Here is a 14,043-nt window from a genome sequence, read left to right as displayed (position 1 = left end):
AGGAAATTGGGAATGCAGGCGGTTTTCGACGGCCATAACGACGTGCTTTTGCGCCTTTGGCAGCATGCGCGCGGTGGAAGCGACCCGATAGCCGAATTCATCGAGGGGACCGAGAAAGGTCATATCGATGTGCCGCGTGCCAGGGCGGGCGGTCTCGCCGGCGGACTGTGTGCCATCTACATTCCCTCGGGTGATCTGGTTTTGCGAACGCCGGACAAGGACGGCCACTACGTGACGCCGCTGTCGGAGCCGCTCGACCGCCTGCCGTCGCTCGCGACGGCGATCGAGCTCGCCGACATTGCCATGAGGCTTGACCGGGCCGGGGCCTGGCGGCTCTGCCGCTCGACCGGCGAAATCCGTGACGCGATGGCAGACGGCATCTTTGCGGCCGTCCTGCATATGGAAGGCTGCGAAGCCATCGGCCCAGACCTTGCCGGGCTCGAGACCTTCCATGCGGCCGGGTTGCGGTCGCTCGGGCCGGTCTGGAGCCGCCACAATGTTTTCGGCCATGGCGTGCCCTTCGCCTATCCGTCGTGGCCGGACACGGGGCCCGGCCTCACCGAGGCCGGATTCGAACTCGTGCGGGCGTGCAATCGGCTCGGCATCCTGATCGATCTCGCCCACATCACCGAGAAAGGATTCTGGGATGTGGCGGAGACCACCGATCAGCCGCTCGTCGCCAGCCATTCCAATGCCCATGCGCTGACGCCGGTCGCCCGTAACCTCACCGACAGGCAGCTCAATGCCATCCGCGAGAGCCGCGGCCTGGTCGGGCTCAACTATGCGACGACCATGCTGCGCGCCGACGGGCAGGAAAATGCAGCCACGCCGCTTTCCGATATGGTGCGCCACGTCGACTACATGGTCGAGCGTGTCGGCATCGACTGCGTCGCGCTCGGGTCGGACTTCGACGGCGCGACGATACCGGAAGAAATCGCTGATGCTGCAGGCAATCAGAAGCTCGTTGCCGCGCTGCGGAGCGCCGGATATGGTGACCGCGAGCTTAGAAAAATATGCCGCGAGAACTGGCTGAGAGTTCTGGGGAAGGCTTGGCACGAGGCCGCCTGAACCCCATGAAGAAGAGCCCGCCAAGGGCTAAAAAGAGGGAAGCGCAAAAATGATGCATAAGCTCAATGGACGTTTTCGGCTTCTGACTGCTTCCGCGGCGCTTGCGCTCGCGATGGGCGTCGCTCAGCCGGTTCTGGCTGAGACGCCGAAAGACACGTTGGTCGAGGGCTTCGCGTTCGACGACATCATCACCATGGATCCGGGTGAAGCCTTCGAGCTTTCGACCGCGGAGATGACCAGCAACACCTACAGCCTGCTCGTCCGTCTCGACCTCAACGACACGTCCAAGGTGGTCGGCGATCTCGCCGACAGTTGGACGGTATCGGACGACGGCCTGACCTATACGTTCAAGCTGAAGCCGGATATGAAATTCGCCTCCGGCAATCCGATCACCGCCGAGGACGTCGCCTATTCCTTCGAGCGTGCCGTCAAGCTCGACAAGAGCCCGGCCTTCATCCTCACCCAGTTCGGGCTCACCGGCGACAACGTCGCCGAAAAGGCCAAGGCTGCGGACGAGCAAACCTTCGTCTTCACCGTCGACCAGCCCTATGCGCCGAGCTTCGTCTTGAACTGCCTGACCGCGACCGTGGCTTCGGTGGTCGACAAGAAGCTGGTGCTCGAGCATGTCAAGTCCGTAGAACCGACGAAGGATTACAAATACGACAACGATTTCGGCAATGAATGGCTGAAGACCGGCTATGCCGGCTCGGGGCCGTTCAAGTTGCGGGAGTGGCGGGCGAACGAAGTCGTCGCGCTGGAGCGGAACGATAACTACTATGGCGAGCCGGCGAAGCTCGCCCGGGTCATCTACCGGCACATGAAGGAAAGCTCCGGCCAGCGGCTCGCACTCGAAGCCGGCGATATCGATGTGGCGCGCAATCTCGAGCCGGGCGACTACGAGGCTGTTTCCAAGAATGGCGATCTGGCGACGACGAGCGCGCCGAAGGGCACGGTCTGGTACATCAGCCTCAATGAGAAGAACGAGAAGCTGGCGAAGCCGGAGGTCCAGAAGGCGTTCAAATATCTGGTCGACTATGACGCGATCGGCACCACGCTGATCAAGGGGATCGGCGAGATCCACCAGAGTTTCCTGCCGAAGGGCGTTCTCGGCGCGCTGAACGAGAACCCATATACATTCGACGTCGCCAAGGCGAAGGAACTGCTGGCGAAAGCCGGTTATCCGGACGGGTTCACCGTCACCATGGATGTACGCAACACCCAGCCGTCAACCGGCATTGCCGAATCCTTCCAGCAGACGCTGGGGCAGGCGGGCGTGAAGCTCGAAATCATTCCCGGTGACGGCAAGCAGACGCTGACCAAGTACCGCGCCCGCAACCACGATTTGTATATCGGCCAGTGGGGCATGGATTATTTCGACCCGCATTCGAACGCCGATACCTTCACCAACAATCCTGACAATTCCGACGCGGGTACGAACAAGACCCTTGCCTGGCGCAACGCCTGGGATGTCCCGGAACTGAGCAAGAAGACCAAGGAAGCGCTGCTCGAGCGCGACAGCGCCAAGCGTGCGGAGATCTACAAGGACCTGCAGAAGAGCGTTCTCGACGACAGTCCCTTCGTGATCATCTTCCAGCAGACGGAGGTCGCCGGACTCCGGGGCACCTTGAAGGGCTTCAAGCTCGGGCCGAGTTTCGACACCAACTACGTTTGGAACGTCGCCAAGGAATAGTTGAGAGGACCATTCCCTTGAGCATGAGCGATATAGTGCGAATGAGCGGGCGCCGGCGCGCCCGTTCTCGCAGGGCGATTGCCACGGCGCTGCAGTTTCTCGTCGTCGTGGCGACCACCTATCTCGGCCTTCTTGCCGTCACCTTCTTCATCGGCCGGGTGATACCGATCGATCCGGTGCTCGCTGTGCTGGGGGATCGGGCACCCTCCCATGTGGTCGAACGGACCCGCGAGGCAATGGGGCTCAACCTGCCCCTTTACCAGCAATTCTTCATCTACTGCCGGCAGGCGCTCTCCGGCGACTTCGGGGTCTCCGTGCTGACGACCAATCCGGTGATGACCGATATCCGCCGCGTTTTCCCCGCGACAATCGAGCTTGCAACGCTCGGCACGCTGATCGGCGCCCTGATCGGCGTTCCCCTTGGCGTCCTCGCGGCGGTCAAGCGCGGCAGCATTGCCGACCAGATCGTCCGCGTCATCGGCCTCGTCGGCTATTCCGTGCCGATCTTCTGGCTGGCGCTGCTGGCACTGCTGGTCTTCTATGCGCGGCTGCGATGGGTCGCCTATCCCGGCCGCATCGACATCGTCTACGAATATACCTTCTCGCCGACCACCGGCTTCTACCTCATCGACGCGCTCTGGCAGAGGCAGTGGGACGTCTTCCGCGACGTCTTCCGTCACATCATCCTGCCGGCCTCGCTGCTCGGCTATTTCTCACTCGCCTATATCAGCCGGATGACCCGCAGCTTCATGCTCAACGAGTTGCAGCAGGAATACATCGTCGCGGCTCGCGCCAAGGGGCTATCGGAGGCGCGGATCATCTGGGGCCATGCGCTGCGCAACGCGGCGGTGCCGCTAGTCACGGTGATCGCGCTTTCCTATGCAGGGCTGCTTGAAGGCTCGGTGCTGACCGAGACCGTCTTTTCCTGGCCGGGGCTCGGCCTCTACATTACCAATTCGCTGCAGAATGCCGACATGAACGCCGTTCTCGGCGGAACGCTCATCATCGGTTCGGTCTTCATCGGCATCAATCTCCTGTCCGACCTGCTTTACCGGACGCTTGACCCGAGGACGCGTGCCCGATGAGCCTTGCCACGGAAACCTGCCCCATGACGCGCCGCGAATGGCTGCTCTCCGACCGGCCGCAGTCGCGGCTGCAGGCGCGCCTCGGCCGCGCCTACATGACCTGGCGCCGCTTCTCGGCGAACCGCCTCGCTGTGGTTGGGCTTCTAATTCTCTTGGGCCTGTGCTTCGTCGCCGCATTCGCCGATTTCCTCGCGCCGCATTCGCCCTATATCGGCAATCTCGCCGGCGCGCGGCTGCTGCCGCCCGGCAGCGAGGGCTACCTGCTCGGGACCGACGACCAGGGCAGGGACATCCTGTCGCGGCTGATCCACGGTTCGCGGCTGACGCTTGCCGTCGTCGTTCTCGTCGCCGTCATCGCGGCGCCCGTCGGCCTGATCGTCGGCGCCGTCGCCGGCTACGCCGGCGGCTGGATCGATGCGATCCTGATGCGCATCACCGACATCTTCCTCGCCTTTCCGAAACTTGTGCTGGCGCTCGCCTTCGTCGCGGCGCTCGGCCCCGGCATCGAAAACGCCGTTATCGCCATCGCCATCACCTCATGGCCGCCCTATGCGCGCATCGCCCGCGCCGAGACGCTGACGGTGCGCAACTCCGACTATATCGCCGCCGTCCGCCTGATGGGCGCCTCGCCGGCGCGCATCGTATTCCGCCACGTGATGCCGATGTGCATGTCGTCGCTGATCGTGCGCGTCACCCTCGACATGGCCGGCATCATCCTGACGGCGGCAGGCCTTGGCTTTCTCGGCCTCGGTGCGCAGCCGCCGCTCCCCGAATGGGGTGCGATGATCGCTTCCGGCCGCCGCTTCATCCTCGATCAATGGTGGGTCGCGACCATGCCCGGCGTTGCCATCCTGATCGTCAGCCTCGGCTTCAACCTGCTCGGCGACGGCTTGCGCGACGCGCTCGATCCGCGGGAGAGCGGCCAATGAGCACGCTATTGACTGTCGAAGATCTGCGCGTCCGCTTCCCGACCCGCACTGGTGTCGTCGAGGCGGTGCGCGGCGTTTCCTTCACGCTCGGACGCGAGCGTCTGGGCATCGTCGGCGAGAGCGGCTCCGGCAAGTCGCAGACGGGCAGGGCGATCATGGGCTTGACGCCGCCACATGCGGAAGTGACGGCGAAGCGGCTCGCCTTTGACGGCATCGACCTCGTCTCGGCGCCACCGAAGCTGCGGCGCGATCTTCGCGGCAAGCGCATCGCCATGATCCTGCAGGATCCGAAATACTCGTTGAACCCGGTGATGAGCATCGGCCGGCAGATCGTCGAGACGCTGCAACGCCATGAGAAGATCGGCCGTGCGCAGGCGCGCAAGCGGGCGCTCGACATGCTGGCGGCGGTGCAGATCCGCGATCCCGCGCGCGTCTTCGATCTCTATCCGCACGAGGTCTCGGGCGGCATGGGCCAGCGGGCGATGATCGCCATGATGCTGGTCGCCGGGCCGGAGCTCCTGATCGCCGACGAACCGACCTCGGCCCTCGACGTAACGGTGCAACTCGAGGTGCTGTCGATTCTCGACAAGCTGGTCGCCGAGCGCGGCATGGGGCTGATCTTCGTCTCGCATGACTTGAGGCTCGTCTCGTCCTTCTGCGATCGTGTACTCGTCATGTATGCCGGCAGGATCGTCGAGGAAATCGCTGCCACGGAACTCGCCAACGCCAGGCATCCTTATACCCAGGGGCTGTTGAACTGCATGCCGGTGATCGGTGCCGATCGCCATCCCTTGCCCGTTCTCGACCGCAAGCCGGAGTGGGCGCTATGACGGTGACTATTTCCGTTCAAAATCTCAGCGTCGTCTATGACGACTTCAGGGCGCTCGACGCCGCCAGCATAGACGTCGACGCCGGCGAATCCTTCGGCCTCGTCGGCGAGTCCGGCTCGGGCAAATCGACGCTGCTCCGGGCGCTCGCCGGGCTTGCCCCGGTCAGCAAGGGTGCGATCCGCGTCCAGGGGCGCGAGCTTCGCGGCGCGCGTCGCGACAAGGCGTTCTACCGCGCGGTGCAGATGGTGTTTCAGGATCCCTATGGTTCGCTGCATCCGCGCCAGACCATCGACCGGCAGTTGATGGAGCCGCTGGCGATCCACGGCATCAGTGACGGCGAACGCCGCATCCTGAAGGCGCTCGACGAAGTGGGCCTCGGCTCGGGCTTCCGCTTCCGCTATCCGCATCAGCTTTCCGGGGGTCAGCGCCAGCGTGTCGCAATCGCCCGGGCGCTGATCCTCGAACCTTCGATCCTGCTGCTCGACGAGCCAACCTCGGCGCTCGATGCGTCGGTACAAGCCGAGGTGCTGAATCTTCTCGAACAGGTGCGCCGCGACCGCAAGCTCACTTTCCTCATGGTCAGCCACGACCTCGGAGTCGTCACCCATATGTGCGACCGCCTTGCCGTGATGCAGGTGGGGCGTGTGGTCGAGCGGCTCACTTCGGCGGACCTCGTCGCGGGCCGCATTGCCGAGGACTATACGCGCAATCTGATGGTGGCCAGCAAAGGGTTCCGGCGAAAGACGGCGTAAACCCTCTGGTTGGATCGATGCGAGGCCGAGGAACCCCTCTGCCCGGCAGGGCTGGGTAACGACATCCGCTTCCGATCAGAGCAAGCCGAAAGCGCGGTCGCGCTCCGACATCTGGGTCACCGCGAGCGGCCAGGCGATGGCGAGGCGCGGATCGAGCGGGTTGAGCCCGCCTTCGGCGTCCGGCGCGTAAGCCTTGTCGTGCAGGTAGAGAAGCTCGCAGTCCTCTGCCAGCGTCTGGAAGCCGTGGGCGAAGCCGCCGGGGATCATCATGGAGCGGGCGTTTTCCGCGCTCAGGATTTCGCCATGCCATTTGAGATAGGTGGGCGAATCCGGCCGGAGGTCGACCGCGACATCGAAGACGGCGCCGGACAGGCAGGAGACGAATTTCGTCTCGTCATGGGGCGGCCGCTGGAAATGCATGCCGCGGATCGCCCCCTCGTTGCGCGTCAAAGTGTGATTGATCTGCGCGATGGATCCGTCAGCTCCGAAATCACGCAGCTCGTCGCGGCAGAAGAAGCGCGAGAAGAAGCCGCGCTCGTCGCCGGCCTGCTTTCGCTCGATGACGATCAGGCCCGGAAGCGGCGTGGAGAGGCGATTGAAGCGCGACATGACATTCCCCAAGGATTGCAATTTCCCGGAGCGCTTCTTGCACGATCAAGCGTTGACGCGGCAAGCGCTAACTGGAAAAGAATGCCGGACGACTTTGGAGCCACCATGATCAACCTGCACCCGACAGCGAGGATCAGCCCGCTTAGCGACATCGAGGATTCCGTTCGCGGGACCCGGATCGTTGTGGGCGAGGCCTCCGTCATCGACAGCTTCGTCAAGATCAAGCCGGCCGGCGGTTCTGGCGACCTCGAGATCGGCCGTTTCTGCTATATCAACAGCGGCTGCGTCTTCTACACGGGCAACGGCATAAGCATCGCCGACAATGTGCTGATCGCCGCCAATTGCACCTTTGCGCCGGTCAACCACGCCTTCAAGGACAAGGACCGTCTGATCCGCGAACAAGGTTTCGAGCCGAGCCGCGGCGGCATCGTTGTCGAGGAGGACGTCTGGATCGGGGCGAATTCGGTGATCCTCGACGGCGCCATCCTTCGAAAGGGGTGCGTCATTGCCGCAGGCTCGATCGTGCGCGGCGAGGTCGAGGCCTATGCGATCTGCGGTGGCAATCCGCTGCGCCGGCTCGGCGAGAGGTCGTGATGTTCACGGTTCTCGGCGGTTCCGGTTTCATCGGGCGCAATCTGGTGCGGCGGTTGCGCGAACTCGGACAGGTCGTCAATGCACCCGGCCGTGCCGACTTGCCGCTCGCAGGCCAGGACCTCGGCCATGTGATCTATGCCATCGGCCTGACCGCCGATTTTCGCACCCGGCCGTTCGACACGATCGAGGCCCACGTTTCGCTCGCGGCGGACGTGCTGCGCCAGAACGCGTTTTCCTCTTTCCTCTATCTTTCATCGACGCGCGTCTATACCAATGGTCAGGACACGCGCGAAACTGCCCTTCTGTCGGCGTCGCCGCTCAATCCATCGGACCTCTACAATCTTTCGAAGTTGACGGGGGAGGCGCTCTGTCTCGCCTCTGGGCGCCAGAACGTGCGGGTGGCGCGGCTGTCAAACGTCGTCGGTCCCGATGAAGCACAGGCGGATACGTTCCTCGGGGCGCTGTGCCGAGAGGCCAGCGCGGGGCACATCCAGCTTCAGACGGCGCTCGAGTCCAGCAAGGACTATATCTGGATCGACGACGCCGTCGATCTGCTGCTCCGGATCGCCCAGCAAGGGCGGCACTCGGTCTATAACGTGGCGAGCGGCAGGCAGACCAGCCATGCGGAATGGTGTGCGGCAATTCAATCGCGGACCACATGCACCCTTGCCGTCAACGACAAGGCGCCGACGGTTTCTCTTGCACCGATCTTCAACGGGCGGGTGAAAGAGGAATTCGCTTTTGCGGCCGCACCTGTGCTAGAGCGCATTTCTGAAATCCTGGGCATGAGCGGATCGGAGCCGAATCCCGATCCGCGGCCTTCCACATGAAGACAGGACCGAACATGGACCCTATCGAACAATTCCGCGCCGAGCGGGTAGCCGCGATCGACGGCTATCGCCGCGACAGCGAGTTCCAGGCGCTTTCCGACCAATGGCGCGAAGCCTCGATGGCGAAGCGCTACGTCTATAATTTCGATTGGCTCGGCCGTCCGATCATCCAGTATCCGCAGGATATCGTGGCGATGCAGGAACTGATCTGGGCGACGCGTCCCGATCTGGTGATCGAGACCGGGATCGCCCATGGGGGCTCGCTGATCCTCAGCGCCTCGCTGCTCGCCATGCTCGACATGTGCGACGCGATCGAGGCGGGCGTTTCGTTCGATCCGAGCCAGTCAAAGCGCAAGGTGATCGGCGTCGACATTGACATTCGCGCCCATAATCGCGCGGCGATCGACGCCCATCCCATGGCAAGCCGCATCCAGATGTTCCAGGGTTCAGCCATCGATACCGACGTCGTGAAACAGGTCCGTGAGGCGTCGGCAGGCTACGAGCGCGTCATGGTCTGCCTCGATTCCATGCACACCCACGCGCATGTGCTTGCCGAACTGGAGGCCTATGCGCCGCTGGTCACTCCAGGCTGCTATTGCGTCGTGTTCGACACGCTGGTGGAGGACATGCCCGCCGGCTTCTTCGAGGATCGCCCCTGGGACGTCGGCGACAATCCGAAAACCGCGGTGCACAGCTATCTCGAATCCCACCCGGAATTCGAGATCGACCGGTCGGTTCAGAACAAGCTGATGGTCACCGTTGCGCCGGACGGTTTCCTGAAAAGGCTCGATCGCTAATCGGCAGCGGAGCGGGTCTCAAGGTCTAAGGGGCGTTCGCGAATGCGAGCGCCCCTTTTTCCATTGGCGTCTGAAAGGTCAAATCACCCGCACGTCCGGTATGGCAACGACGAAGCGGCCGCCCCAGGTGCGAATATGGTCGTTCGCCCTGACGATCTCGTCGGTCAGGTTCCAGGGCAGGATGACCACGTAATCGGGCTTCTCAGCCTCGAGCCTGGCCGGCTCGTGGATCGCGATATGGCTGCCGGGCGAGAGCTTGCCCTGCTTCAGGTCATTGCGGTCGACGATGAAGTCGATGTCGGCCGCGGTCACGCCGCAGACATTCAGAAACGTGTTGCCCTTGGCGGCGGCGCCATAGGCGGCCACCCGCTTGCCTTCGTTCTTGGCGTCTCGCAGGAAAGCGCGGAAACCCTCGCAAACGGCAGCGATCCGTTCGCCGAAGGCGGTATAGGTCGCCATCTCGGTGAGCTCGGCTCTTGCCTCATCGGCCCGTACCTTGGCGAGCCCGCTTGTCTCGGCCCGAGTGCCGGTCAGCGGTTGGGCATAGACGCGCAGCGAGCCGCCATGGGTCGGTATCTCTTCAACGTCGAACACCTTAAGCCCGCAGGCGGCGAAGATCCGTTCGACGGCGACGAGCGAGAGATAGGAGTAGTGCTCGTGATAGATCGTATCGAACTGGATGCCCTCGATCAGCCGCAACAGGTGCGGGAACTCGAACGTCGCGACACCGTCGGCTTTTAGAAGAATAGCGAATCCGCTGACGAAGTCGGCAATGTCCGGCACATGGGCGAGCACATTGTTGGCGGCCGTCAAGTCGGCTCGGATGCCCCGGCCGACCAGTTCAGTCGCCGTGTCGCGGCCGAAGAAGGCGACATGTGTCGGGACGTTACGGCCTTCGGCAATCTTTGCGGCATTGCCGGCCGGCTCGATGCCGAGCACGGGAATTTGCTTCGCGGCGAAATATTGCAGCAGATATCCGTCGTTCGAGGCGACCTCGACGACCTGCGACGTGCTGTCCAGACCGAAGCGCTCGGTCATCTTCTCTGCATAGCGCCGGGAGTGGTCCAGCCAGCTCGTCGAGAAGGACGACAGATAGTGGTAGTCGGCGTTGAAGATTTCGTCGGCCGGCACCGTCTCGGTGGTCTGAACGAGCAGGCATTCCGAACAGACCATCACTTTCAGCGGAAATGCCTTCTCCCGTGCGACCGCTTCCTCGGTCGGCTCGAGAAACGAGTTCGACCAGGGTGTCGCGCCAAGGTCCGCAACGACGGTTGCAAGCGGGGTCGAGCAGAAGCGGCAGGAGTGAGTCATGGTGGTCAATCGCCTTTCGTGAATGCTTCGATCTGGTCAAGCGTCAGCTCGAGCGGAGCTTTGCCCCGGCGCCAGCCGTCGTACCATTGGGCCGTCCATTCGATCGCCTCGCTTTGCGTCAAGCGCGCGCGCCAGGCCAGTCTCTCGCCGGCGAGCGCCGGGTCGAGGCCGAGCGTCTGCATCTCGCGGGGCTGCTTCAGCGACGAGACGTCGTCCCATTCGCGAGAGAGGCCCATTGCGGCCTGAATGGCACTTGCCACATCGCGCACAGGGATCTGCGGCTCGCCGGGCGAGGGGCCGAAGTTCAGGGCGTCGATATCGCCTGCGTTCTTGCAGAGCGCTTCGGCAAAGAGCAAATAGCCGTTCAGGCAATCGAGCACGTGCTGCCAGGGACGCGTCGCAAGCGGGCTGCGGATATTGAGCCTGGTGCCGGAAAGGGCGGCCCGGACGATGTCCGGAACGAGCCGGTCGGCGGAAAAGTCGCCGCCGCCGATCACATTGCCGCCGCGAGCGGTGGCGACGCGGATGCCACGTTCGTTGAAATAGGCGCTGCGCCAGGTCGCCACCGCGACCTCGCAGGCGGCCTTCGAGCCAGAATAGGGATCGTGACCGCCGAGCGTGTCGCCTTCCTGGAAATGCCGTCCGCTCTCGTCGTTGCGATAGACCTTGTCGGTGGTCACGACGAGAATTGCCTTCACCGAAGGCACGGCGCGTGCCGCCTCGAGCAGGCGGATCGTGCCCATAACGTTGACGTCGAAAGTCTCGGCGGGCGTCGCATAGCTCTCGCGCACCAGCGGCTGGGCCGCCATGTGCAGGATGATCTCCGGCTCGCTCTTGCGCGTGATCGCGGCGAGCGTCTCGCCGTCGCGGATGTCGCCGAACTGCCCGTCCGGCAGGCCGCCCGCATGCAGAAGCGCATGAAGCGATGGGTCGGATGCGGGGGGCAGGGCATAGCCGGTGACCTCAGCGCCCATCTTCTCGAGCCAGAGGCCCGCCCAGCTGCCCTTGAAGCCGGTATGGCCGGTCAGAAGGACGCGCTTCCCCGCCCAGAAATCCGGATCGGGCAGGCGGCTCATGACCAGAGCTTCCAGGGTGCGCGGTTCTGCTGCCAGAGTTCCTCGAGCTGGTTCTTGTCGCGCAGCGTATCCATCGGACGCCAGAAGCCGTCATGCGGGAAGGCCATCAGCTCACCGTCGCGCGCCAGTCCTTCCAGCGGCGCGCTTTCGAAGGCGACGTGGTCGCCGCCGATGCGGTCGAGCACGGAACGGTTCAGCACGAAGAAGCCGCCATTGATGCGGCCGTTGTCGCCGGCCGGTTTTTCGGTGAAGCTTTTGACCTGGCCGGACTCGATCGCCAGCGCCCCGTAGCGTCCCGGCGGCACGACGCTGGTGACGGTCGCCTCGCGGCCGTGATGGAGATGGAAATCGGTGAGCGCGCGGATGTCGATGTCGGCCACCCCGTCACCATAGGTGAGGCAGAAGGTGTCGCCGAGATAGCTGCCGACGCGCTTCAGGCGTCCACCGGTCATGGACTCCGGCCCTGTGTCCACGAGGGTCACCCGCCAGGGTTCAGCCTTGCTCGAGTGGTAGATAGTCTCGCCCGTCGTCATGTCGAAGGTGACGTCGGACAAGTGCAGGATGTAGTTGGAGAAATACTCCTTGATCATGTAGCCGCGGTAGCCGAGACAGATCACGAAATCGGAAAAGCCGTAGTGGCTGTAGATCTTCATGATGTGCCAGAGGATAGGGCGTCCGCCGATCTCGATCATCGGCTTCGGCCGGAGGTGGCTTTCCTCGGAGATGCGGGTGCCGTATCCGCCGGCGAGAATGACGACCTTCATGCCCAAAGCTGACTCTCCAAAGCTGCTTCCTTGCGTGGCCTCGCACTCCGCTGAGCCCGCGTTTCATTGGAGCATTTTCTGGACGATTGCAACAATTGCGGTGCCGCGCTGCCGCCGGCTAACCCCAAAGGAGTATAGGTCGCGGCGGCCGGCGTCGCTTGCCGACCGCCCGGCAAAGGCGCAGAATGCCGCCCGCTGGGGCATGGTTCACGAGGGAGGATCGAATCATGAACGATATGAGCCTCACCGATCTGCAAGCAGGAAAGACAACGATCAGCGCCGCGGCCATCGAGGCTCTCGCGGGGAGGTTGCGCGGCCGAGTGCTGGACGCGCGCGACCCGGCCTATGACGAGGCGCGCACCATCTGGAACGCGACGATCGACCGCCGGCCCGGTCTGATCGTCAGCGCCGCCGGCGCCTCCGACGTCATCAATGCGGTTCGCTTCGCGGCGGAGAACCAGTTGCTGGTTTCCGTGCGTGGCGGCGGTCACAACATCGCCGGCAATGCCGTCTGTGACGGCGGCCTGATGATCGATCTCTCGCCGATGAGATCGGTGCGCGTCGACCAGACGACGAAACGGGCCTGGGTCGAGCCCGGCGCGACGCTGGCCGACGTCGACAAGGAAACCCAGGCTTTCCGCCTGGTGCTGCCGACCGGCATCAACTCGACAACCGGCATCGCCGGCCTGACGCTCGGCGGCGGCTTCGGCTGGACCGCGCGCAAATTCGGTCTGACGATCGACAGCCTGCTTTCGGCCGATGTGGTGACGGCGAGCGGCGAGCTGGTGCGTGCCAGCCCGACGGAACACCGCGACCTCTTCTGGGCGCTCCGCGGCGGTGGCGGCAATTTCGGAGTCGTCACGGCCTTCGAATTCGCGCTCAATGAACTTGGCCCGGACGTTGTCGCGGGGCTGGTCGTGCATCCCTTCGCCGAAGCGGAAAGTGTGCTCAAGCAATACCGGCAGGCGCTTGAGACCGCACCGGACGAACTCACCTGCTGGGCCGTGATGCGGCAGGCGCCGCCCTTGCCCTTCCTTCCTGCCGAGTGGCACGGCAGGGAGGTTCTGCTGCTGGCCATGTGCTATTGCGGCGACCCCGAAGCAGGCGAGAAGCCAACCGCGGACCTGCGTTCCATCGGTGAGCCGATCGCCGATGTCGTCGGCCCCGTTCCCTTTGTCGCCTGGCAGCAGGCCTTCGATCCGCTGCTCGCGCCCGGCGCCCGCAACTACTGGAAGAGCCATGATTTCATGGAGCTTTCCGATCAGACGATCGGCATCCTGCTCGATGCCGTCCGGCAATTGCCGGGGCCGGAATGCGAGATCTTCATCGCCCATGTCGGCGGGGCCGCCGGCCGTGTCGCAGTGGAGGAGACCGCCTTCCCGCAGCGCAATTCACATTTCATCATGAATGTTCACGCCCGCTGGCAAGAACCGCAAATGGACCGGGCCTGCACCGAATGGGCGCGGCGGCTCTTCGAGGCAGCCAAGCCGCATGCCGCCGGCACTGCTTACATCAACTTCATGCCCGAGGACGAAGTCGACCGGGTCGAGGCGGCCTATGGCGGCAACTACCGGCGTCTGGTCGAGGTCAAGGACCGCTACGATCCTCAGAACCTGTTCCGGATGAACCAGAACGTCCGTCCGACCGGGCTGCGCGGCGCGGCGTGAACGGGACCGGAGTTCATTGACGGGCGCATGGGTCAGGCGCG

14 protein-coding genes are annotated in these 14,043 nt (G+C 63.8%); 10 read left to right on the top strand and 4 right to left on the bottom strand.

What is annotated here, in order from left to right:
• Positions 1-12 precede the first annotated feature (12 nt).
• From USDA257_RS23700 to USDA257_RS23675, 6 genes are read left to right on the top strand one after another with little or no spacing between them, the layout of a single operon-like run.
• Positions 13-1,068, top strand: a complete 1,056-nt coding sequence (locus USDA257_RS23700) for a dipeptidase (RefSeq protein WP_014765530.1) — start codon at positions 13-15, stop codon at positions 1,066-1,068.
• A gap of 49 nt (positions 1,069-1,117) precedes the next feature.
• Complete coding sequence (locus tag USDA257_RS23695; RefSeq protein WP_014765529.1) at positions 1,118-2,758, top strand: ABC transporter substrate-binding protein; 1,641 nt, start codon at positions 1,118-1,120, stop codon at positions 2,756-2,758.
• Positions 2,759-2,799: 41 nt separating this feature from the next.
• Positions 2,800-3,843: an ABC transporter permease gene (locus USDA257_RS23690; RefSeq protein WP_041414587.1), complete on the top strand. Its 1,044-nt coding sequence runs from the start codon at positions 2,800-2,802 to the stop codon at positions 3,841-3,843.
• Positions 3,840-4,772, top strand: a complete 933-nt coding sequence (nikC, locus tag USDA257_RS23685; RefSeq protein WP_014765527.1) for a nickel transporter permease — start codon at positions 3,840-3,842, stop codon at positions 4,770-4,772. The genes USDA257_RS23690 and nikC overlap by 4 nt, the downstream gene beginning before the upstream one ends.
• Entirely contained in the window at positions 4,769-5,602 is an 834-nt protein-coding gene (locus USDA257_RS23680; RefSeq protein ID WP_014765526.1) for an ABC transporter ATP-binding protein, read from the top strand. Before nikC ends, USDA257_RS23680 begins: the two co-directional genes overlap by 4 nt.
• Positions 5,599-6,354, top strand: coding sequence for an ABC transporter ATP-binding protein (locus USDA257_RS23675; RefSeq protein ID WP_014765525.1), 756 nt, complete (start codon positions 5,599-5,601; stop codon positions 6,352-6,354). Before USDA257_RS23680 ends, USDA257_RS23675 begins: the two co-directional genes overlap by 4 nt.
• Positions 6,355-6,429: 75 nt before the next feature.
• Here the strand turns inward: USDA257_RS23675 and rfbC are convergent, their stop codons facing one another.
• Positions 6,430-6,963 carry a dTDP-4-dehydrorhamnose 3,5-epimerase gene (gene rfbC / locus USDA257_RS23670; RefSeq protein ID WP_041414585.1) on the bottom strand — a complete coding sequence of 178 codons (534 nt, stop codon included), beginning with the start codon at positions 6,961-6,963 and terminating at the stop codon, positions 6,430-6,432.
• 105 nt (positions 6,964-7,068) lie between these two features.
• Here rfbC and USDA257_RS23665 point away from each other — a divergent pair, with 105 nt between their 5' ends.
• Genes USDA257_RS23665 through USDA257_RS23655 form a run of 3 tightly spaced genes read left to right on the top strand, consistent with a single transcriptional unit; the run spans position 7,069 to position 9,184 of the window.
• Positions 7,069-7,557 (top strand): acyltransferase, encoded by a 489-nt coding sequence (locus USDA257_RS23665; protein WP_041415573.1) that lies wholly within the window; start codon positions 7,069-7,071, stop codon positions 7,555-7,557.
• Positions 7,557-8,387: an NAD-dependent epimerase/dehydratase family protein gene (locus USDA257_RS23660; RefSeq protein ID WP_014765523.1), complete on the top strand. Its 831-nt coding sequence runs from the start codon at positions 7,557-7,559 to the stop codon at positions 8,385-8,387. Before USDA257_RS23665 ends, USDA257_RS23660 begins: the two co-directional genes overlap by 1 nt.
• Positions 8,388-8,401: 14 nt before the next feature.
• The gene (locus USDA257_RS23655; protein ID WP_014765522.1) at positions 8,402-9,184 is read left to right on the top strand and encodes a cephalosporin hydroxylase family protein; all 783 of its coding nucleotides are present in this window, start codon (positions 8,402-8,404) and stop codon (positions 9,182-9,184) included.
• A 78-nt stretch (positions 9,185-9,262) separates the two neighbouring features.
• Here USDA257_RS23655 and USDA257_RS23650 read toward each other — a convergent pair whose 3' ends face one another.
• The 3 genes from USDA257_RS23650 to rfbF are packed head-to-tail and all read right to left on the bottom strand — an operon-like array spanning position 9,263 to position 12,335.
• Positions 9,263-10,495: a class I SAM-dependent methyltransferase gene (locus USDA257_RS23650; protein WP_014765521.1), complete on the bottom strand. Its 1,233-nt coding sequence runs from the start codon at positions 10,493-10,495 to the stop codon at positions 9,263-9,265.
• Positions 10,496-10,500: 5 nt separating this feature from the next.
• Positions 10,501-11,571 (bottom strand): CDP-glucose 4,6-dehydratase, encoded by a 1,071-nt coding sequence (rfbG, locus tag USDA257_RS23645; protein WP_014765520.1) that lies wholly within the window; start codon positions 11,569-11,571, stop codon positions 10,501-10,503.
• Positions 11,568-12,335, bottom strand: a complete 768-nt coding sequence (rfbF, locus tag USDA257_RS23640) for a glucose-1-phosphate cytidylyltransferase (protein ID WP_041414584.1) — start codon at positions 12,333-12,335, stop codon at positions 11,568-11,570. Before rfbF ends, rfbG begins: the two co-directional genes overlap by 4 nt.
• A 227-nt stretch (positions 12,336-12,562) precedes the next feature.
• Between rfbF and USDA257_RS23635 the strand changes: the two genes are divergently transcribed.
• Positions 12,563-14,002 (top strand): FAD-binding oxidoreductase, encoded by a 1,440-nt coding sequence (locus tag USDA257_RS23635; protein WP_014765517.1) that lies wholly within the window; start codon positions 12,563-12,565, stop codon positions 14,000-14,002.
• The last annotated feature ends 41 nt before the right edge of the window (positions 14,003-14,043 follow it).

Origin of the sequence: Sinorhizobium fredii USDA 257 (assembly GCF_000265205.3) — a bacterium.
Taxonomy (GTDB): domain Bacteria; phylum Pseudomonadota; class Alphaproteobacteria; order Rhizobiales; family Rhizobiaceae; genus Sinorhizobium; species Sinorhizobium fredii_B.
Note: the sequence above shows the minus strand (reverse complement) of the source record. Positions and strands in the feature narration are given on the sequence as shown.

Bases quoted from the DNA above. Each gene is read 5' to 3' on its own strand.
- USDA257_RS23680 (WP_014765526.1), top strand. From the start codon at position 4,769: ATGAGCACGCTATTGACTGTCGAAGATCTGCGCGTCCGCTTCCCGACC.
- USDA257_RS23655 (WP_014765522.1), top strand. From the start codon at position 8,402: ATGGACCCTATCGAACAATTCCGCGCCGAGCGGGTAGCCGCGATCGAC.
- USDA257_RS23675 (WP_014765525.1), top strand. From the start codon at position 5,599: ATGACGGTGACTATTTCCGTTCAAAATCTCAGCGTCGTCTATGACGAC.
- USDA257_RS23665 (WP_041415573.1), top strand. From the start codon at position 7,069: ATGATCAACCTGCACCCGACAGCGAGGATCAGCCCGCTTAGCGACATC.
- USDA257_RS23650 (WP_014765521.1), bottom strand. From the start codon at position 10,495: ATGACTCACTCCTGCCGCTTCTGCTCGACCCCGCTTGCAACCGTCGTT.
- nikC (WP_014765527.1), top strand. From the start codon at position 3,840: ATGAGCCTTGCCACGGAAACCTGCCCCATGACGCGCCGCGAATGGCTG.
- USDA257_RS23695 (WP_014765529.1), top strand. From the start codon at position 1,118: ATGATGCATAAGCTCAATGGACGTTTTCGGCTTCTGACTGCTTCCGCG.
- rfbC (WP_041414585.1), bottom strand. From the start codon at position 6,963: ATGTCGCGCTTCAATCGCCTCTCCACGCCGCTTCCGGGCCTGATCGTC.
- rfbF (WP_041414584.1), bottom strand. From the start codon at position 12,335: ATGAAGGTCGTCATTCTCGCCGGCGGATACGGCACCCGCATCTCCGAG.
- USDA257_RS23700 (WP_014765530.1), top strand. From the start codon at position 13: ATGCAGGCGGTTTTCGACGGCCATAACGACGTGCTTTTGCGCCTTTGG.
- rfbG (WP_014765520.1), bottom strand. From the start codon at position 11,571: ATGAGCCGCCTGCCCGATCCGGATTTCTGGGCGGGGAAGCGCGTCCTT.
- USDA257_RS23660 (WP_014765523.1), top strand. From the start codon at position 7,557: ATGTTCACGGTTCTCGGCGGTTCCGGTTTCATCGGGCGCAATCTGGTG.
- USDA257_RS23635 (WP_014765517.1), top strand. From the start codon at position 12,563: ATGAACGATATGAGCCTCACCGATCTGCAAGCAGGAAAGACAACGATC.
- USDA257_RS23690 (WP_041414587.1), top strand. From the start codon at position 2,800: ATGAGCGGGCGCCGGCGCGCCCGTTCTCGCAGGGCGATTGCCACGGCG.